Source organism: Curtobacterium sp. BRB10 (assembly GCF_031844325.1).
Lineage (GTDB): Bacteria > Actinomycetota > Actinomycetes > Actinomycetales > Microbacteriaceae > Curtobacterium > Curtobacterium poinsettiae_A.
In genome coordinates this window covers 200,175-219,722 of sequence record NZ_JAUZVA010000003.1, presented here as the reverse complement: position 1 = coordinate 219,722, position 19,548 = coordinate 200,175, and the positions used below count along the sequence as shown (strand labels likewise).

The following is a 19,548-nucleotide window of genomic DNA, read 5'->3' as shown; positions in this document are numbered from 1 at the left end:
TCCGATCCTGGATCGGCCGTCAGGCCGTGGTGCGGTGCTCAGGCACCGTGTCGGCGCACCAGGTCCGGCAGCTCGGCGGGTTCGAAGTCCTCGGCGGTCGCCTCGAGTTCGTCGGCGGTCCACCACCGCGAGGCGAGGATGTCGACGCGCTCGTCGTCGGTCCACTCGGCGTCGGACAGCTCGAAGCCGGGCGTGCGGACGACGTAGAACTCGGCGTGCCCGCGGTCGTGGTCGGCGAGGTCCCACTCGACCGTGAAGTCCCAGGACCACACCGGTTCGCCGGGTTCGCCGATGACGATCCCGGTCTCCTCGCGCAGCTCGCGGATCGCGGCGTCACGGTGGGACTCCCCCGGGTCAACCCCGCCACCCGGCGTGATCCAGCGGTGGGCACCGTCTGACGAGGGCGACTTCGTGTCCATCAGGAACACGCGGCCCTCGGGATCGAGCAGCAGGATGCGGGAGGTGCGGCGCAGGCCGGGCTTGGCGGTCACCCGCCCGACGTTAGCCGACGAAGCCGCTGACGTCGCCGACCAGCTTGGTGTGGTCGGCGGGGATCGGCTCGACGGCGGCCAGGGCGATCTCGGCCGCGAACTCGGACACGCTGTAGAGCTTGCCGACCTCCTGCCGACGGCCCTCGATCGCGCCGGGGTTCAGGCGGTTCAGCAGCGTCGCGGTGATCGTGCCTTCGATCATGTCGCCGGAGACGACGACGAACTCGATGCCGGCGGCCTCGAGCTGCGGGATGAGCTCACGGAGGGCGAGTTCCCCGGCGCGCTTGCTCTTGGCGACCGGGACGTACTCGTCCATCGTCTCGGCGGTCTCGACGAAGTGGGCCTGGTGGCTCGTGACGAACACCACGCGCGACCCGGCGGGCATGTGCGGCACAGCGGTCTGCAGCATGTCGACCTGCGCGTCGCGGTTCAGGCGGAGCGCGTAGTCCTCGCCGACGCCGGACTCCATGCCGCCCGACGCGTTGAGCACGAGCAGGTCGATGCCGCCCCATTCCCGGACGACGGTGTCGACGAGGGCCTGCACGGAGTCGTGCTCGGTGAGGTCGGCGCCGACGGCCAGGGCGGAACCGCCGGCCTCGACGATCTTCTCGGCGATCTGCTCCGCACGCTTGGCCTTGTTGCGGTAGTTCACGACGACCTTCGCACCGGCCTCGGCGAGGTACCCGACGGTGTCGGCGCCGATGCCACGGGACGAACCGGTGACGACGGCGCGCTTGTCGGTGAGGGATCCGGGGGCGAGGGGGTTGCTCACAGTCGTGTTCTCCAGGTCTGGTTGCGGCCGGTCGGGCGCACCGAGCCTACCAATCGCCTGCACGACCGTCGGACGGCCCTGATATGTTGAACGGAGTTGTACCGGCTGTCGCGACGCAGCGAGCCGCCGCGCGCGACCGAGGGAGGGAGATCGCGTGAACGGAATCGATTGGATCCAGAGCACCGTCTGGATCGGCCTGGTGTTGCTCCTGGGCGTGGTCGAGATCTTCACCCTCGACTTCATCTTCATCATGCTCGCGGCAGGTGCCGCCGGCGGGCTGATCGCCGCGTTGCTCGGCGCCCCGTGGTGGCTGTCCGCCATCGTCGCCGCGGTCGCCGCACTCGTGCTGCTGTCGCTCGTCCGACCGCGCCTGCTCGTGGCACTCGGCCGCGGTGCCGACCCGCACCGCACCAACGTCGAGGGGCTCATCGGGCTCCCCGGCACGGTCGCGGTCGCCTTCACCTCCTCCAGCCCCGGCCAGGTGCGCCTGGCCAACGGCGAGACCTGGAGTGCACGGTTCGCCGCGGACTCCGTCGACCGCACACCGCCACTCGGGACCCCCGTGGTCGTCGAGTCGATCGAGGGGTCGACCGCGGTCGTGCGCCTCGCAGAAAGGGCCACCTCGTGACCAGCATCTCCCCGGGGACGATCGCACTGCTCGTGCTCATCCTCGTCGTCGTCATCTTCGTGATCGTCGTCCTGGCGAAGGCGATCCGCATCGTCCCCCAGGCCACCGCAGGGATCGTCGAGCGGCTCGGCAAGTACCACAAGACCCTCAATCCGGGCCTGAACCTTCTCGTCCCGTTCATCGACCGCCTGCGCCCGCTGCTCGACATGCGTGAGCAGGTCGTCTCGTTCCCGCCGCAGCCCGTGATCACCGAGGACAACCTGGTGGTCTCGATCGACACCGTCGTCTACTTCCAGGTCACCGACGCCCGCGCCGCGACGTACGAGATCGCGAACTACCTGGGTGCCGTCGAGCAGCTCACCACGACGACGCTCCGCAACGTCGTGGGTGGCCTGAACCTCGAAGAGGCACTGACCAGCCGCGACAACATCAACGGCCAGCTCCGCGTCGTCCTCGACGAAGCCACGGGCAAGTGGGGCATCCGCGTCGGCCGAGTCGAGCTGAAGGCCATCGAGCCGCCTGTGTCCATCCAGGACGCCATGGAGCAGCAGCTCCGTGCCGAGCGCAGCCGACGTGCCGCGATCCTGCAGGCAGAGGGCACCAAGCAGTCCCAGATCCTCGAAGCCGAGGGACAGCGGCAGGCCGCGATCCTGGCCGCCGAGGGTGACGCCAAGGCACAGGTGCTCCGCGCCGAGGGTGAAGCCCAGGCCATCGCGACCGTGTTCGAGGCCATCCACACCGGCGACCCGGACGAGAAGCTGCTGTCCTACCAGTACCTGCAGACCCTGCCGAAGATCGCCGAGGGCACCTCGAACAAGCTCTGGATGATCCCGAGCGAGTTCACCGAGGCCCTGTCCGGCATCGCGAAGGGCTTCAGTGCCAGCCGTGGTGGCGGCGCCGGTCCGGTCGCCGGCGGTGCTGGCGGCACGGACTTCCTGTCACGCATCTCGAAGCTCGCGAACGAGAGCCTGGCGAACACCGCAGCCGCGGACACCACCATGCCGCGTGCAGACGCCACCGCCGCGGACATCGTCCCCGAGTCCGACCTCGACGCCCGCCTGGCCGAGTCGAACCGCAGTGTCGATGCACACCTCGCGGCGGCCGACGACGCGACCGCCGAGCAGGTCGAGGACACCCCGCCCACGCCGGGCGACGACGCCTCCGGTCACCGGACCAGCGACGGTTCCGGCCGGCGCTGACGCTCCGGAACGAACGAACGAACGACGACGCCCGCCCCGGGGAACCGGGGCGGGCGTCGTCGTGTGGTCGGTGGTGTCAGGCGCCGCGTCGTGCGCGGAGCACCTGCAGGCGCTCTTCGAGGAGCTCCTCGAGTTCCTCGCGCGAGCGGCGTTCGAGCAGCATGTCCCAGTGGGTACGGGGTGCCTTCACGTCTTCTTCGGCGACCTCGACGGGGATCCCGTCGTCACCGAGCAGCCGGCCCTCGCGGCCGGAGCGCGGCTCCGACCAGGTCTGGGGGACGTCCGCATCCGCAGAGAAGACGATGTCGAACGTCTCACCCGAATCCGTCTGGTAGACCGCGCGCTTGCGATCCGAGAGCTCGACGCCCTCTTCACTCTGGAGACTCTGACTCCCGAGCCGCATGCCGCGGAGACTCCGATCAGCCATGTGTGTGCTCCTCTCGCTCGTCTGCCCTCCACAACACTGTCCCACGCCCCATCAATCCCGTACCGGCGCATTCACAGTCCGTTCCCAGTGGCTGGGCGCGGCGAGTCGGATCAGGAGCGGGTGCGTCGCCCCCAGGGCGCACAGGCGAGGAGCACGAGGAGGCCGCCGAGGGAGAGCAGGAGCGTGATCGAGCCGGACAGGATCGACGCCGGGGTGGTGGAGGTGCCGAGCGGCACATCGGTGACCATCGACGTCGCGGTGTACTCCGGCACCCGGTCGATCGTGTGACCGCCCGGGTCGATGACCTGCGACGCTCCGACGGTCGAGATGTTCACGAGCGACCGGCCGGTCTCGATGGCCCGCATCCGAGCGATCTCGAGCTGCTGCAGGTTCTCGTCGGTGCCCGAGAAGTCAGCGTTGTTCGTCTGCGCGAGGATCACCTGCGCTCCCCCGCGCACCATGTCGGAGGTGAGCCCGTCGTCGACGATGTCGAAGCAGATCGAGATGCCGGCCCGGATCCCCGCGACGGAGAGCACGTTCGGCTTGATCCCCGGCGTGTAGTCGCGCTGCAACAGGCCGATCAGCGACGGCGCGAGCTTCGAGAAGAACCAGCGGTCGGGCACGTACTCGCCGAACGGCACCGGACGCTTCTTGTCGTAGGACGACTGCCAGCCGTCGGCGGTCCAGACGAACGACGTGTTGTGCAGCACCCCCGACGGCGTCTGCGTGATGGCGCCCGCCACGATCGGGGCGTCGAGCGAGTCGACCACCGAGTCGAGCGCGGCGGCGATGACCGGCTGCTGACGCGGGTCGTACTCCGCCCCTGCCTCGGGCCAGACGACCAGGTCCACACCCTTCGCGTCCACGTCCGTCGCCGCGACCTGTGCTGCCAGGACGTCGCCGGGCTCCGCACGGTCGAAGTAGCCCGCGGGGCCGTTGCCCTGCACCGACTCGACCCGGATCGTGCCGCTCGTCGCCGTCGGCCACGCCGGCACGGCCAGGACCGCCGCGACGAGCAGACCCGCCGTCGCCACCCGCACGGGCAGCCGGAGCCTGGCACCCGGCACGCGGGGCACCACGAGCGCGAGCGACACCACGACCGCGACGCAGTACACGACGATGAACGTCAGCCCGAGGACGCCGACGTACGCGGCCAGGTGGGTGAACGGCCCCTGCGACTGCGACAGGCCGACCCGACCCCACGCGAAGCCGCCGTACGGCCAGCTCCCCGAGAACCACTCGCGCCCGGTCCAGAGTGCGGCGACGACGGCCGGGAGGCCCCACACACGTCCGGCGGTCGAGGGCACCACGCGTGCGACCCAGCGGTACGCCAGGGCGATGGCGACGCTGCCGAGCGCGAAGAACGCGGCTTCGAGCAGGGCGAGTGCGAACCACGGGACCGGGCCCAGGTAGCGGCCGGCCCACGAGATGGCCGGGATCCAGAAGGCCGCGCCGGCGAGGTAGCCGATCCACGCCGCACGCCGCGCTCGCTGCCCCATCACCGCGAGCAGCATGCAGGCGAGTGCCGGGTAGGCGAGGAACCACCACCCGGGCGACGGGAACGCGAGGGCGAAGAGGATCCCGCCGACGACGGCCAACGGCAGCGCGGTGCCCAGCGGCAACGCGGCGAACGGACCGGTCGCGACCGCCCCGCGGCCGACGCGCGCGGGCAGCCCGCGCACACTGGTCTCCGGAACCGGCACCGTGCCTCCCGTCAGACCGTCGCGTAGGCGACGATGCCGCGGCGGACCGCGTCCGTCGCCCGTCGGGCGGTCTGGGCGAGCTCGTCGTCGCCGGCGTTCCGGATCTGGTCGAGCAGGTCGATGACCTGCTTCGACCAGCGCACGAAGTCGCCGGCCGGCAGGTCGAGGGTGCGGAGGACGTCGTCGAGGGCCGAGCCCGAAGCCCAGCGGAACATGCCGACGGCCATCGCCGGGGTCGGCGGCTGTGAACCGGCCAGACGTGCGGCACGCTCGATGTCGTCGAGGCGCGACCAGATGGTCAGCGTCTCGTCGAGCGCGGGCCGGAACGCACCGCGGGGCAGGGCGTGCTCGGTACCGGGTGCGTCCTCGCGTCGGGGCTGGTAGATGATCGTCGCTGCCATGGCGGCGAGCTGTGCCGGGGTGAGGTCCTTCCAGACCCCCGCCTCGAGGCACTCGGCGACGAGCAGGTCGCGGTCGCCGTAGATGCGCTGGAGGCGACGGCCGCCCGCTGCCACCGTGGCCTCACCGTCGCCGGCGTCCACCAGGTAACCGAGTTCGAGCAGGACCTCGGTGACACGGTCGAACGTCGTCGCCACGGCGCCCGTGCGGGACCGGATCTGCTGGACGAGTTTGTCGTTGGCGCGCTTGAGCTTCCACCACCGCTCGGACCAGCGGGCGTGGGCTTCGCGTTCCGGGCAGGCGTGGCAGGGGTGGCGCTGCAGCTGGCGGCGGACCGCCGTGATCGCGGCTTGGCGTTCCTGGCGCGCGCCGTGCGACGCCTCGCGGCCGCCGGGCACGTTGGTGCGCTCGAGGTCGGAGAGTTCACGGCGGAGGGCCGAGTACTCGGTGAAGTCGCCGAGGTGGCACTGCATCGACTGTCGGTAGCCGTCGAGCGACTCCTGCTGCGAGCGGACCTTGCGGGCGAGGTCGACCACCGACCGGTCTGCCTGGAACTGGGCGAACGACGTCTCGAGGACCTCGCGCGTGCGCTGCCGACCGAACTGGTCGATCAGGTTGACGGCCATGTTGTAGGTCGGCTTGAACGAGGAGTTGAGCGGGTACGTGCGACGGCTGGCCAGCGACGCGACGGCCTGCGGGTCGAGCCCGTCGGTCCACTGGATGACCGAGTGCCCCTCGACGTCGATCCCACGACGGCCGGCGCGACCGGTGAGCTGCGTGTACTCCCCCGGGGTGATCGGCACACGGGCTTCGCCGTTGAACTTCTCGAGCTTCTCGAGCACGACGGTGCGCGCCGGCATGTTCACGCCGAGCGCCAGGGTCTCGGTGGCGAACACGACCTTCAGCAGTTTGCGCTGGAAGAGATTCTCGACGACCTCCTTGAAGGCGGGGAGCAGACCCGCGTGGTGCGCCGCGACTCCGCGCTCGAGCCCTTCGAGCCACTCCCAGTAGCCGAGGACGGCCAGGTCTTCGTCGAGCAACGTGCGGCAGTGGTACTCCGCCGTCTCGCGGATCTCGTTGCGCTCCTGCACCGTCGTCAGGGACAGGCCCGAGCGCAGGACGTTTCGGACTCCCTGGTCGCAGCCGTTGCGGCTGAACACGAAGAAGATGGCGGGCAGGAGCATCCGCTCGTCGAGCATGTGCGCGATCTGTTCGCGGTGCGCCTTCTCGGTGCGCGGCCCGCGGCGCTCGGGGTAGCCGCCACGACCGCGTCGGCCGCGGTGGCCGCCGCCGTTCCGCTCGCTCCGGGAACCGCCGCCGACCATGCGGAGCAGTTCCGGGTTCACACGGTTCGTCGCCGCGGCGCCGCTCGAGTCGAACAGGTCGACCATCTTCGAACCGACCAGGACGTGCTGCTCGAGCGGGACCGGACGATCCTCGGAGACGATGACGTCGGTGTCGCCGCGGACGGTCTGCAGCCAGTCGCCGAACTCCTCGGCGTTCGACACCGTGGCGCTGAGCGAGACCAGGCGGACCTCGGTCGGGAGGTGCAGGATCACCTCTTCCCACACGGCACCGCGGAACCGGTCGGCGAGGTAGTGCACCTCGTCGAGGACCACCCATGCGAGGTCGTCGAGCAGGTCCGAGTCGGCGTAGATCATGTTCCGGAGCACTTCGGTCGTCATCACGACGACGCGGGCTCGGGGGTTCACGTTCGTGTCGCCGGTGAGCAGCCCGACCTCGGACTCGCCGTAGACGTCGACGAGCTCGGCGTACTTCTGGTTGCTCAGTGCCTTCATCGGCGTCGTGTAGAAGACCTTCGCCGTCGGCTGGCGCATGGCGAGCCAGATCGCGAACTCCGCGACGATGGTCTTGCCGGCTCCGGTCGGGGCGGCGACGAGGACGCTGCGGCCCTGGTCGAGCGAGTCGCACGCGGCGAACTGGAACGGGTCGAGGTCGAACCGCAGGTCGGTCCGGAAGAGCTCGAGGTTGCGCGACCGGTTGCGCACCTTGGCCGCGGCGAAGCGCTCGGCCGCACTCGTGCTGCTCACAGGTCGTACTCCTCGTCGAGCTTAGCCTGGCGCTTGGCGAGACGACGGTCGTGGATCCACGTCACGAGGCACGCAGCCAGGTACAGCACCAACATCGGGACCGCGAGCAGGAACATCGAGATGACGTCGGAGCTCGGCGTGACGATGGCGCAGAAGACCAGGATGCAGAGGATCGCGACGCGCCAGCTCTTGATGATGGCCGCGGCCGAGAGCACCCCGACGAAGTTCAGCAGGACGAGGAACACCGGCAGCACGAAGGCGATGCCCACCGCGACGATCAGCTTGATGACGAAGTCGTAGTACGCCTTCGCGTCGACGATCGAGGTGTCCTCGCTCGACACGAAGCTGCCGAGGATGCCGACCACGTGCGGCAGGATGAACCATCCGAAGTAGCACCCGGCGAAGAACAGCGGGATCGCGGTGCCGAGGAAGCCCCAGACGTACTGCCGCTCGCGCCGGACGAGCGCGGGCACGATGAACGCCCAGATCTGGTAGAGCCAGACCGGGCTCGCGATGACGACGCCGATGGTGATCGCGATCTGCAGCTTGAGGTCGAACGCCCCGGTGATCATCGGGAAGTTCAGCTCGGCCGTGTGGCCACCGACCTTGGCCAGCTCGGTCACCGGTGCGCGCAGCGCGTCGAGCACCCACGGGGTGAGGAACCAGCCGCCGATCGCACCGACGACGATCGCCACGACTGCGCGGAAGAGGCGGTTGCGCAGCTCGATGAGGTGCTGCCCGAGCGACATGCGGCCTTCGGCGTCGGTCTTCTGGCGCCCCTGCCGCTTCGCTCGCCCGCGCGCGGTCGTCGAAGCCATGTGCTCGATCTTACGGGGTCGGGACCGACAGTCCGCCGGGTGGCGGCGCGGGAGTGTGGTGGCTGTGTGGGTGGGCGGGCGGCTGGCGCGTGGCGAGCGGGCGGGCGGGCGTGAGCGGGCGTCCCTGGCGGGATCGGGCGTACCTGGTCGGATCAACTCACCAGGTACGCGCGGAACGACCAGGTACCCGAAGCCCACCGTGCGGGATCGGGCGTACCCGGTCGGAACGTGCAGCGCTCGGACGTGCCCCAGCGGCAGACGTCAGCCCGCGGCGAGGGCCGCGGCCGCGAAGTCGCGCACGGCCTCACGGGCGGCGGGCGGGTCGAGCACCACGGCTCGACCGGGCAATCCCGCGACGAGACGGACCACCCCGTCGAACCCGTGCGACGCTGCGAGCCGGATGCGCACACGACCTTCCCCGTCGGGCGCGTCGGCGGTGTCGGACAGGAAGTCGGCGACCAGGGGCAGCGACGTCGAGTCGAGCTCCACCGTGACGATGACGTCGTCGGCGGCCTGCTGGAACAGTGTGTCCGGGATGACGACCTGATCGATCGTCTTCTCGGCCGGGCGGTCGTCGACGCGCGCCTCGGACATGCGGTCGAGCCGGAACGTCCGGAGCGCCTGCCGGTCGAGGTCCCACGCGCGCAGGTACCAGTCGGTGTCGATGGACTCGACCCGGAGCGGGTCGACCCGTCGGGTGCCGCCCTGGGTGCGCGGTCCGGCGTACTCGAAGACCAGGCCGCGGCCGTCGGACATCGCCCGGCGGATGGTGGCGAGGGCGACGTCGTGCAGGTCCTGCCCGACGGCGACGGTCGACGCCGCTCCCCCGGCGCCGCGGGACAGCTTGGCCATGAGCGCGCGGATGGCGTCACGGTCGGCGGCCTCGGGCAGCGCGGACAGGTACTGCAGACCGGCGATGAGCGCGGACGCCTCACGAGCCGACAGACGCGGTGAGTCGTCGATCGCCACGAGGTTGGTCAGCACGATCATGTCGTTCTGGTCGAAGTCGTCCCACGCGATGTCGAACAGGTCGCCGTGCTGGTACTGCATCGTCTCGCCGGGCACCCCGGACACCGCGATGAGTTCGACGGCGCGTCGGATGCGGGCCTCGGGCACACCGAAGTGCCGAGCCGCCTCGGCCACCGAGACCCGCTCACGGTCGATCAGGTACGGCACCAGGGCGAGCAGGAACGCGAGCTTGTCCTGCGCCTGCAGGGGTTGGGCGTCAGCCACGAACGGGGTCCTCTCCGGGGGCTGCGGCACGGTCGTCGTCGGTGTGGTCGCGCACGAGTGCACGGAGGCGCTCCCCGACCCGTGACCGCAGGTCGTCGGGCTCGAGTACCCGGACCTCGGGCCCGAACGCGGCGAGCTCCTCGGCGAGGATCTGCGGGTCGACGTGGTGCAGCACGAGCGCGCCGTCGGCATCGGTCTCGGTGTCGCGGCGACGGGTCAGTCGGCGTTCGGCGTCGGAACCGGGCGTCACCGCGATGCGCGCGGTGCGCTGGGCCCAGATCCGCTCGAGCTCGGCGAGGGTGCGCTCCCCAGCGCCGACAGGGGCGGTGTGCTGCCCGACCTCGTACTGCGTGACGGGTCCGACGATGCGGGCCAGCAGGTAGTTCTTGTCCGAGTCCGTCGCGAACTCGTGGGCGGCCAGCATCCACCGGCCGCCGTGCTGCACCAGTGCGAGTGGAGCCACTTCGCGCCGACGGGCGTCGTGCTGCCCCGGCGTGATGTAGTCGAAGCGCACGGCTGCACCGCGGTCGAGCGCGGAACGGAGCGGCTCGAACGAGGCGTCCCGGGCGCGGAGCCGCGGGGCGTAGGCGTCGACGCCGAGCTGCAGGGCGCCGTCGTCGTCCTCGGCACCGGCCGAGCGGACCTTGAGCAGGCCACGGCGGGAGTCGGCGGACAGCGCACCTTCGCGCCAGGCCATCGCGGCCAGGGAGAGCAACGCGGATTCGTCCGGGGTGAAGCGGACGTCGACGGGCAGGTCGTACTCGCCCTTCGGGATCCGGTACCGGAGCGTCTGGTTGTTGCCCGCCGCACCCGGCGTCTCGATGGTCTCGAGGGGGATGCCGAGCTCGCGGACGTCGTCCTTGTCGCGCTCGAACTGGCGCTCGAGCGAGGCGTTGTCGCCACCGTTCGAGAACCGCTGCCGGTACCCCTGCACGTTGGCCAGGATCTCGGCTTTGGTCAGCCCGGACTCCGTCGAGAGCAGCGCGAGCACGAGGCTGAACAGCCGCTCCTCGGCGGGCACACGGGGCACACGGGTCGCTGGCACGAGCCGATCCTACGGCAGCGCGGGTGCACCGGAGTGCACCCGCGCCGCGGTCCGTGGACGGTCGGACCGGGTCAGTTCGAGATCGCCCCGAGGACGTCGATCACGTACGCGTACGCGGTCCCCTGCTGGTTGACGATGGCCAGGACCTGGTCGCCGACGTGGTGCCCGACGATGGCGGTCCGGACGCCCTCGTCGACCTGGCCCTTGGTGAGCGGGATGGCCTGCGCGCCGGATCCGTCGGTCCAGCTGGAGCCGGCGACGGACGGGTCGGCACCCCAGGTCACGGCGGTGTACTTGATGACCGCGGTGTCCTTCGCGGTGAGCTCGCGGCCGTCGCCCTTGCGGAGCAGGTGCGACTCGTTCGACTTCGGGGCGCTCCACGACGGGATCGTGATGCCGGGGGCGCCGGACGGGGCGAGCACCACGGCCGGCATCTTGTCGCCGGCGAGCTGCGGGGTGCCCGTGGCGCGGGCGTCGAACGCGCGCTTGACGTCGATGACGGCGATCACGGCGTCCTCGGTCTTCCCCGACGAGGAGCTGCCACCGGTGCCGTCGGTGCTGCTCAGGGCGCTCTTCGGCAGGGCCACCGCCAGGCGATCGCCGACGCGGGCGCACTGCAGTGAGGCACCGAGGGCTCCGTAGTTGCTCGCACCGGCGGTGATCGGCGCCGTCTGGCCCGAGTAGCCACTCGTCTGGGCGACCTCGCCGGTGGAGCCGTCGACCAGGGTGTACTCGACCAGGACGGGCGTGCCGTCGTCGATCGTGCGACCGGAGCCCTGCTCGAGCACGGACACCTGGGTGCCCTTGGTGGTCAGGCCCTTCGGCACGCTGACCTTCGGCTCCGAGCCGAACTTGCCGGTGGCGGTCACCGCTTCGGACGCGGCGCCGGGAGCGGCACAGCTCGAGGGCGTGGTGCCGGCACCGTTCGACGCGCAGGCGGTGAGGGACACCGCGAGACCGATGGTGACCAGGAGTGCGGGGATGGTGCGCACGGACCCTCTTTCCGTTCGATGCAGGACGGGCACGCCGTCAGCCTACCGGTCGTCCTCGACGGCCCCGGACGGTGCCGCATCGGCATCCGACGATGCCGCAGCGCGCTCGGACGGCGCCGCAGCACCATCCGCCGCCGACGACGCCTCGGCCGCCGCGACCTTGCGCGCCTGCGCCGCAGACTGCCGGGCCACCTTGCGGAGCTTCTTGTCGCTCGTCGCCCGCTCGCCCACGGCACCGGGGGTCCAGGCCTCGACGTCCTCGTCCGAGAACTCCGCCTTGCCCGCGCGGCGCTTCAGGTTCGGCAGCACCGTCCCGTCGGCCAGGCGTCGCGCGGTGACGAGGAATCCGGTGTGCCCGACCATGCGGTGGTCCGGGCGCACGGCGAGGCCCTCGACGTGCCAGGTGCGCACCAGGGTCTCGCTCGGCATCGGGTCGGTGAAGCGCCCGGTGTCGCGCAGGGCCTCGGCCGTGCGGGACAGCTGCGTGACGGTCGCGACGTAGCAGACGATGAGTCCGCCGGGCACGAGGGCGTCGGCCGCGGCGTCCACGCACTCCCACGGCGCGAGCATGTCGAGCACGACGCGGTCGACGCTCTGCGGCTCGGTCGCGTCGGGCAGCGACTCGACCAGGTCACCGACGGTGACGGACCAGTTGTCCGGCACGGCACCGAGGAAGGTGCCGACGTTGCCCTTCGCGATCGCCGCGAACTCCTCGCGGCGCTCGAACGACTGCAGCTGCCCGGTCGGGCCGATCGCGCGGAGCAGGAACAGCGACAGCGCCCCCGAGCCGACGCCGGCCTCGACCACGCGGGCCCCCGGGAAGACGTCCGCGAAGGCCACGATCTGCGCCGCGTCCTTCGGGTAGACGATCGCGGCACCACGCGGCATCGACATGACGTAGTCGTTGAGCAGCGGACGGAGCGCCAGGTACTCGTCACCGGTGCTCGCCCGGATGACGGAGCCGTCGGGCTGCCCGATGACGTCGTCGTGCCGGAGCACGCCGCGGTGTGTGTGGTACTCCCCCGCGGTCTCGAGCGACAGCGTCGTGAGCTTGCCCTTCGGACCGGTCAGCTGGACGCGGTCGCCGGCCCGGAACGGGCCGCGCGGCGGGGTGTGCGGGGCGCCACCCGCGGTGTGCGGGAGCGCTGCGGTCGGGTCCGCGGTCGGACTGGAGGCGCGGCTCGCGTCCGCCTCGTCGCGTGCGTCGTCGGTGTGGCTCATCGGATGACCCCTTCGGTGTCCGCAGCGTGCGCCGGGTCCGGCACCGCGCCTCCCGAGATCCCGGCCCGTGCGGTCAGGGCCGGCGTCGTCAACTCGACCAGCCGGTCGACGTCGACGCCCGCCAGGGTGGTCAGGTGCACGTCGCCGCCGGCGATCTCGGAGAGCGGGACGATGTGCTCGACGGCGACCGTGACGGCGCCGGAGGCGACCGCCGACGCGACGCCGGTGGCGGAGTCCTCGATCGCGACGCACGCGGTGGGCTCGACGCCGAGCTGCGCGGCGGCGGACAGGTACGCGTCCGGGAACGGCTTCGGGCGGTCGACGTCGTCGCCGGCGACGACGACGCGGAAGCCGCGCTCACCCAGTGCCTCGGCGGCGACGAGCGCCATCTTGCGACGGGACATCGTGACCAGGGCGGTCGGGATGCCGCGGGCGTGGAGCTCCTCGACGAGCTCACGGGCACCCGGCCGCCACGGCAGTTCGCCGGCGCGCAGGTGCTCCATCACGTAGTCGGTCATCCACTGGATGATCTCCTCGACCTCCATGTCGACGCCCTTGGCGCGCAGGAGCTCACCGGAGCGCTCGAGACCGCTGCCCACCAGGGACAGGCCGTCCTCGTGGGTCCACTCGGCGCCGTAGCGGCTCGTCAGGTCGACCTGGGACCGCTGCCAGATCGGCTCGGTGTCGATGATCGTGCCGTCCATGTCCCACAGCACGGCTGCGGGCGGGACGAGGGCAGGAGGATGCGCGGTCACGGGCGACGAGTCTACCGGGGCCGTTCCGCTGGGCGCGGACGCGCGCGTGCGCCGACACCCCCTGGGCCTACAGTGGATGCCTGAATCGTGTCCGGCCGGGGGCACCGCTCCCGCCCCGCTCCGCTCCACCACCAGGAGGTCCGCTCCGTGCCACAGCACTCCCCCTTCAGCGACGGTCGCTTGCTCGTCGTCGCCTTCGAGGGCTGGAACGACGCCGGCGAGGCCGCGAGCGGTCTGGCGCGTCGCATCGTCGAGTCGCTCGGGCTCGACGAGCTGCGCGAACTCGACGGTGAGCGGTACGTCGACTACCAGTTCAACCGGCCCACCGTCGGCACCGACGACAACGGTGACCGCGGCGTGCAGTGGCCCCGCATCGTGCTGTACGGGCCCGGTGCCGAGGGGCGTCCGGTCATCGGCGCCACCGGCTCGCCCACCGACCGTGACGTCTTCGTCCTCGTCGGCCCGGAACCCTCGCGCACCTGGCGGGGCTTCTGCTCGGAGATCATCGACCTGGCGGACGTCTACTCGATCGACGCCGTCGTCTTCGTCGGCGCCATGCTCGCCGATGTCCCCCACACCCGACCGATCTCGGTGTTCGTGTCGAGCGAGAACGCCGGGGTCCGCGCCGCCTTCGACGTCGACAAGTCCTCGTACGAGGGCCCGACCGGCATCCTCGGGGTCCTCGCCGACGCGATGGACACGGCCGGGCTGACCACGCTCTCCCTGTGGGCGTCGGTGCCGCACTACGTCCACAACTCGCCCTCGCCGAAGGCCACGCTCTCGCTGCTCGACAAGATCGAGGAACTCACGGACGTCACGGTGCCGCGCGGCTCACTGCTCGACGACGCCACCGAGTGGGAAGAGGGCATCGACGCCCTCGCCGCCGACGACGAGGACATGGCGTCCTACATCGGGCAGCTCGAGCAGGCACGAGACACCGTCGACTCCCCCGAGGCCTCGGGCGACGCCATCGCGCAGGAGTTCGAGCAGTACCTCCGTCGCCGTGAGCGCAAGGACGGCAAGGACGGCGGCACCGCCGGTGGCGAGGGGCCGTGGCGGCCACAGCAGTAGCCGTCACCCGCTGACGGACGGGAGGCGCGGTGCCAGCTGGCACCGCGCCTCCCGTCCGTCGCGAGGTGTGCGATCACGACACGCCGCTCACGTCCGGCGAGTGGTCGCGAACTGTCGGCTGCGGACCGCCTCGGCGACGGTTTCCGACCCCTCGGCGGCACGCACGCGACATGTCGCGACCACCCGGCGGACGGGGATCAGGCCAGCCGGATGCCCAGCAGCGCGTCGATCAGGTCGAGGAGCTCCGGCGTGCACGCCGTGCCGCCCGCGATCGCCGTGTCGACCGCGGCGACGGCACCGGGGGTGTCGAGGTCGTCGGAGACCCGCGCGCGGATGCGTGCCGCGACGTCGGCTGCGTCGTCGGCGTGCCCTGCGGACGCTCCCGAGGCCCAGGCGTCCCAGCCGGCGAGCCGCGTCTGGGCGCTCGTCAGCTCGGTGTCGAACCACTCCCAGTTGTCGGAGTACTTGTGCGACAGCAGCGCGAGCCGGATGGCCCGGGGGTCGGCGCCGTCGTCGAGCAGCCCGCGCACGGTGACGAGGTTGCCGAGCGACTTCGAGATCTTCGTGCCCTGGTAGGCGATCATCCCGGTGTGCACGAACGCGTTCGCGAGGGGCTGGTGCGCGAGGGCAGCAGCGTGCCCGGCGCTCATCTCGTGGTGCGGGAAGACGAGGTCGCTCCCCCCGCCCTGCACGCTGATCGGCAGCCCGAGGCGGTCACCGGCGATGACGCTGCACTCGATGTGCCAGCCGGGGCGCCCGGGGCCGATCTCGGTGTCCCAGGCCGGCTCGCCGTCACGCGCAGCGCGCCACAGCAGCGGGTCGAGCGGGTCACGCTTGCCCGGACGATCCGGGTCGCCGCCGCGTTCGGCTGCGAGGGCGAGCATGGTCTCGCGGTCCAGACCGCTCTCGTCGCCGAGCGTCCACGCGTCGGCGGGGCGGTTCACGTCGAAGTACAGGTCGTCGCCCTCGGCGCCGTCGGTCGGGACCTCGTACGCGTAGCCGGACTCCTGCAGGAACGAGACCGCCTCGGCGACGCGCTCGACCTCGTCCGTGACGGCCACGAAGTCGTCCGGCGGCAGGATCCGCAGCGACTCCATGTCGCGGCGGAACAGGTCGACCTGGGAGGCAGCGAGTTCACGCCAGTCGACGCCGTCGCGTGCGGCACGCTCGAGCAGCGGGTCGTCCACGTCGGTGACGTTCTGCGCGTACTCGACGTCGAGCCCCGCGTCACGCCAGGCACGGCCGAGCGTGTCGAACGCCAGGTAGGTCGCCGCGTGGCCGAGGTGCGTGGCGTCGTACGGCGTGATGCCACAGACGTACAGCGCGGCGCGGTCCTCGTCGCGGGCGGGGTCCACCGGCTTGCCCGTTGCGGTGTCGTGGACGACCGGTCGGGGCGCGGCGCCGGGGACGTCGGGGACGGATGGGGCCTGCCAGGCCCTCACGGCTGGATCACTCCGAGCGACAACAACACGATGAGCACGATACCGAGTGCGATCCGGTAGACGACGAAGGGCATGAAGCTGCGCTTGCTGATGTAGTTCATGAACGCCGCGATCACGACGAACCCGACCACGAACGCGACGACGGTGGCGATGAGCGTGTCGGCGAGTCCGAACGGCGAGCCGTGGTCGCCGAGGCTCGTCGCGGCCTCGTAGAACCCGGACAGGAACACCGCCGGGATCGCCAGCAGGAAGGCGAACCGTGCTGCCGCCGGACGGGTGTACCCGAGGGCGAGACCCATCGACACGGTCGCGCCGGAACGGGACACTCCGGGGACCAGGGCGAGCATCTGCGCCAGGCCGATGAGCAGGCCACCGCGGAAGGTCATCTGCTCGATGCGCCGCTCCTTGCGACCGACCCGGTCGAGCACCCCGAGCACGACGCCGAACACGATGAGGACGATCGCGACGATCCAGAGCGACCGGAACGTGGTCTCGATCGAGTCCTTGAGCAGGAGCCCGGCGACCCCGATCGGGATCGTGCCGAGGATCACCAGCCAGCCGAGACGGACGTCGGGGTCGCCCTTCGGCACGTCACGCTTGACCACCGAGCGGAACCACCGCCCGATGATCCGGGTGATGTCCTTCCAGAAGTAGATGAGCACCGCGGTCTCGGTGCCGAGCTGCGTCACGGCGGTGAAGGCCGCACCGGGGTCTTTCGCGTCGGGCAGGAAGAGCCCCACGATGCGCAGGTGCGCGCTGGAGGACACCGGCAGGAACTCGGTGAGCCCCTGGACGAAGCCGAGGAAGATCGCCTCGAGGATGTGCATCGCACGGGCCTTTCAGGGGTGAGGTCGGTCAGGGCACCGCCACGACGGCGACCATGAACAATATCAGTACGTGGCGAGCAGGTCGGCCAGCACTCGCCGACCGAACGCCAGCGAGTCGAGCGGCACCCGCTCGTCCACGCCGTGGAACATCGCGGGGAAGTCGACACCGGCTGGCAGCTGCAGCGGCACGAACCCGTACCCCGCGATGCCGAGTGTCGAGAGCGCCTTGTTGTCGGTACCGCCGGACAGCAGGTACGGCAGGACCGGTGCGCCCGGGTCGTGCCGGCCGAGGACGTCGCGGACGGCGTCGACCAGCGGGCCGCCGAAGTCCTGCTCGAGGCCGATGTCGCGGAACGACATGACCACTTCGACCTCGGGGCCGGCGAGCTCCCGCACCCGCTCGAGCACGGACTCCTCGTCGCCGGGCAGGCAGCGGATGTCGACCAGGGCCTCGGCGGCGTCGGGGATGACGTTGTGCTTGTAGCCGGCGGTCAGCACCGTCGGGTTCGACGTGGTGTGCAGCGCGGCGTGGATGAACCGCGACGCCGACCCGGTGGCCAGCGCGACCTCGTCCGGGCCGGTGACGGTCGGGTCGACCCCGAGGAACCGCGCCACCTCGGCCACCATCGCGTCCGTCGTGCCCGAGAGCCGGACGGGCCACTCCTCGCTGCCGATCCGGGCGACCGCCGCCGCGAGCTTCGTGACGGCGTTGTCGCGGATCACGTGCGAGCCGTGGGCGGCGGTGCCGCGCGCGATCAGCTTCACCCACATGAGCGCCTTCTCGCCGGTCTGCAGCAGGTAGGCGCGACGGTCACCGAGCGTGATCGAGTACCCGCCGACCTCGCTGATCGCCGCCGACGCCCCCGCGAAGACCTCGGGGTGCTGGTCGACCACGTGGTGGGATCCCAGGACTCCCCCGGCCTCTTCGTCGGCGAAGTACGCGATCACCAGGTCACGCTCCGGCGCCCCGTGCTGCTCGACGACGTCGGCCAGCGACGTGAGCATCATCGCGTCCATGTTCTTCATGTCGACGGCGCCCCGACCCCACAGCGATCCGTCCTTGACCACACCACCGAACGGGTCGACCGACCAGTTCGCGGGGTCGGCCGGCACGACGTCGAGGTGTCCGTGCACCACGAGCGCCGGCTTGTCACGGTTCCGACCGGGCACCCGCGCCACGACGCTCACGCGGTCCGGCTCGGACTCGAACAACTGCGGCTCGAGACCCAACGCGCGGAGCTTGTCCTCGACGTAGTGGGCCGCCTCGGTCTCCCCACGGGACTTCCCCTCGCCCCAGTTCGTCGTGTCGATGCGGATGAGGTCGCGGGCGATCGCCGCGGTGGCCTCGAGCTCGGGCACGGACTGCGGCTCGGAGGGCCCGGGGTTCGTCATGGCTCCACGGTATCGGTCGGCGCCGACCCCGTCGCCGAGGCCGGGAACGCAGGACTCGCCCGGGATGCGCGGCCGTGTTCATCGCGCGTTCAGACCCGTGCTAGTGTCTTCTCTCGGCAGGAACGCCGGGTTGAACCCGGGAAACAGACGCCAGACACCCTGTCCGGGTGGCGGAATTGGTAGACGCGCTAGCTTGAGGTGCTAGTGCCCGTATTAGGGCGTGGGGGTTCAAGTCCCCCCTCGGACACAGGAAATGCGTGCCCCCTGACCTTTCGGTCAGGGGGCATTTTCTGTTGTGTCTTCCCGGCGAGTGCCGCCATCGCTGCGCTCAGGGCGTCACCGCCTCTGGGGCGCCACTTCGCTTCGCTCAGGTCGACCACGTGCCGGGCCGGTGCGACGTTGCGGACTCCGTGTGACGGAACAAGGTCGCACCGAGTGGGCAACGCCGCACCAGGGCGCAAGCCCGGCGCCCGGCGGTCAGCGCGAGCGGCGCGAGCGGCGCACCCGCCGCGCCGCCAGCACGACGGCGCCGAGCGCCGCGAGCCAGCCCCAGTTCGCGACCATCGGGTCGAGCACCTGGTGCCGCCAATCCGATCGACCCGACCCCAGGCGCGACGCAACGGGGTGGTTCCCACGCTCCGCCGCGACACCGGTCTCGCTGATCACCCGGTCCGGCCGACCCCGCAGCGCATCGGTCACCCGGTGCGTCGCGACGTCCAGGCGGTCCGCGACGACGAGCAGCATCCAGTGCGCCAGGCGCCCCTCGCTGAACCTCGCGTACGCCAGGCGCCGCACCGCTCCCGGCACCCCTCGGAGCGGCTGCGCGGTGCCGAACACCGGCGTGACGTGCGCGTGCTCGATCGACCGCTCCCTGCCGGCAGCGCCGGGCTGCTGCGACGGGACGTCCCAGTGCGCGCCGGTCGCGGCGTCGGCCTCGCGTGAGAGCTTCGGGACGGACGGCCGGTCCGCCGGGTCGAGGTCGCTCCCCCACCCCGGGATGCGGGCACGGAGCTCCTCGGAGGACGGCACCCGACGGGGTGGATCGGCGATGTACGGGGTGTGGTCGGACATGTCGGGCCTCC

General features: G+C 71.2%; 18 protein-coding genes and 1 tRNA gene. 4 read left to right on the top strand and 15 right to left on the bottom strand.

Going from position 1 to position 19,548, the window contains the following annotated elements:
* Positions 1-38: 38 nt before the first annotated feature.
* Both Q9R26_RS07800 and Q9R26_RS07795 read right to left on the bottom strand, forming a co-directional pair.
* Positions 39-491 carry an NUDIX domain-containing protein gene (locus Q9R26_RS07800; protein WP_311226946.1) on the bottom strand — a complete coding sequence of 151 codons (453 nt, stop codon included), beginning with the start codon at positions 489-491 and terminating at the stop codon, positions 39-41.
* 10 nt (positions 492-501) lie between these two features.
* Positions 502-1,263 (bottom strand): SDR family oxidoreductase, encoded by a 762-nt coding sequence (locus Q9R26_RS07795; RefSeq protein WP_182065040.1) that lies wholly within the window; start codon positions 1,261-1,263, stop codon positions 502-504.
* Positions 1,264-1,417: 154 nt separating this feature from the next.
* On the opposite strand from Q9R26_RS07795, the gene Q9R26_RS07790 reads away from it, so the two are divergent.
* Positions 1,418-1,891 (top strand): NfeD family protein, encoded by a 474-nt coding sequence (locus tag Q9R26_RS07790; RefSeq protein ID WP_035808305.1) that lies wholly within the window; start codon positions 1,418-1,420, stop codon positions 1,889-1,891.
* Positions 1,888-3,090 (top strand): SPFH domain-containing protein, encoded by a 1,203-nt coding sequence (locus Q9R26_RS07785; protein ID WP_182065041.1) that lies wholly within the window; start codon positions 1,888-1,890, stop codon positions 3,088-3,090. The genes Q9R26_RS07790 and Q9R26_RS07785 overlap by 4 nt, the downstream gene beginning before the upstream one ends.
* A gap of 76 nt (positions 3,091-3,166) precedes the next feature.
* Here Q9R26_RS07785 and Q9R26_RS07780 read toward each other — a convergent pair whose 3' ends face one another.
* The 9 genes from Q9R26_RS07780 to Q9R26_RS07740 form a co-directional block, all read right to left on the bottom strand.
* A complete protein-coding gene (locus tag Q9R26_RS07780) occupies positions 3,167-3,517 on the bottom strand; it encodes an RNA polymerase-binding protein RbpA (protein WP_027465636.1) in 351 nt (116 codons plus the stop codon).
* 110 nt (positions 3,518-3,627) lie between these two features.
* Positions 3,628-5,220, bottom strand: a complete 1,593-nt coding sequence (lnt, locus tag Q9R26_RS07775) for an apolipoprotein N-acyltransferase (RefSeq protein ID WP_311226945.1) — start codon at positions 5,218-5,220, stop codon at positions 3,628-3,630.
* A gap of 11 nt (positions 5,221-5,231) precedes the next feature.
* Positions 5,232-7,670 (bottom strand): DEAD/DEAH box helicase, encoded by a 2,439-nt coding sequence (locus Q9R26_RS07770; protein ID WP_311226944.1) that lies wholly within the window; start codon positions 7,668-7,670, stop codon positions 5,232-5,234.
* Positions 7,667-8,419 carry a twin-arginine translocase subunit TatC gene (gene tatC, locus Q9R26_RS07765; protein ID WP_209134523.1) on the bottom strand — a complete coding sequence of 251 codons (753 nt, stop codon included), beginning with the start codon at positions 8,417-8,419 and terminating at the stop codon, positions 7,667-7,669. The genes Q9R26_RS07770 and tatC overlap by 4 nt, the downstream gene beginning before the upstream one ends.
* 330 nt (positions 8,420-8,749) lie before the next feature.
* Complete coding sequence (locus Q9R26_RS07760) at positions 8,750-9,721, bottom strand: YafY family protein (protein WP_182065043.1); 972 nt, start codon at positions 9,719-9,721, stop codon at positions 8,750-8,752.
* Positions 9,714-10,766, bottom strand: a complete 1,053-nt coding sequence (locus tag Q9R26_RS07755; protein ID WP_182065044.1) for a YafY family protein — start codon at positions 10,764-10,766, stop codon at positions 9,714-9,716. Before Q9R26_RS07755 ends, Q9R26_RS07760 begins: the two co-directional genes overlap by 8 nt.
* A gap of 71 nt (positions 10,767-10,837) precedes the next feature.
* The gene (locus Q9R26_RS07750) at positions 10,838-11,758 is read right to left on the bottom strand and encodes an FKBP-type peptidyl-prolyl cis-trans isomerase (protein ID WP_182065045.1); all 921 of its coding nucleotides are present in this window, start codon (positions 11,756-11,758) and stop codon (positions 10,838-10,840) included.
* A gap of 42 nt (positions 11,759-11,800) precedes the next feature.
* On the bottom strand, positions 11,801-12,979 hold the full coding sequence (locus tag Q9R26_RS07745) for a tRNA (adenine-N1)-methyltransferase (RefSeq protein ID WP_311226943.1): 1,179 nt from the start codon (positions 12,977-12,979) through the stop codon (positions 11,801-11,803).
* A complete protein-coding gene (locus tag Q9R26_RS07740; protein WP_311226942.1) occupies positions 12,976-13,734 on the bottom strand; it encodes an HAD family phosphatase in 759 nt (252 codons plus the stop codon). Before Q9R26_RS07740 ends, Q9R26_RS07745 begins: the two co-directional genes overlap by 4 nt.
* Before the next feature lie 147 nt (positions 13,735-13,881).
* On the opposite strand from Q9R26_RS07740, the gene Q9R26_RS07735 reads away from it, so the two are divergent.
* Positions 13,882-14,805 carry a proteasome assembly chaperone family protein gene (locus tag Q9R26_RS07735; protein WP_182065047.1) on the top strand — a complete coding sequence of 308 codons (924 nt, stop codon included), beginning with the start codon at positions 13,882-13,884 and terminating at the stop codon, positions 14,803-14,805.
* A 197-nt stretch (positions 14,806-15,002) separates the two neighbouring features.
* Here Q9R26_RS07735 and mshC read toward each other — a convergent pair whose 3' ends face one another.
* The 3 genes from mshC to Q9R26_RS07720 form a co-directional block, all read right to left on the bottom strand.
* Positions 15,003-16,247: a cysteine--1-D-myo-inosityl 2-amino-2-deoxy-alpha-D-glucopyranoside ligase gene (gene mshC, locus Q9R26_RS07730; RefSeq protein WP_311226941.1), complete on the bottom strand. Its 1,245-nt coding sequence runs from the start codon at positions 16,245-16,247 to the stop codon at positions 15,003-15,005.
* Entirely contained in the window at positions 16,244-17,074 is an 831-nt protein-coding gene (locus tag Q9R26_RS07725) for an undecaprenyl-diphosphate phosphatase (RefSeq protein ID WP_027465647.1), read from the bottom strand. The genes mshC and Q9R26_RS07725 overlap by 4 nt, the downstream gene beginning before the upstream one ends.
* Before the next feature lie 63 nt (positions 17,075-17,137).
* Positions 17,138-18,466: a M20/M25/M40 family metallo-hydrolase gene (locus tag Q9R26_RS07720; protein WP_182065050.1), complete on the bottom strand. Its 1,329-nt coding sequence runs from the start codon at positions 18,464-18,466 to the stop codon at positions 17,138-17,140.
* Between the two features lie 161 nt (positions 18,467-18,627).
* Between Q9R26_RS07720 and Q9R26_RS07715 the strand changes: the two genes are divergently transcribed.
* A tRNA-Leu gene (locus Q9R26_RS07715) sits at positions 18,628-18,713 on the top strand.
* Between the two features lie 230 nt (positions 18,714-18,943).
* Here the strand turns inward: Q9R26_RS07715 and Q9R26_RS07710 are convergent.
* Positions 18,944-19,537, bottom strand: coding sequence for a hypothetical protein (locus Q9R26_RS07710; protein ID WP_311226940.1), 594 nt, complete (start codon positions 19,535-19,537; stop codon positions 18,944-18,946).
* Positions 19,538-19,548 lie beyond the last annotated feature (11 nt).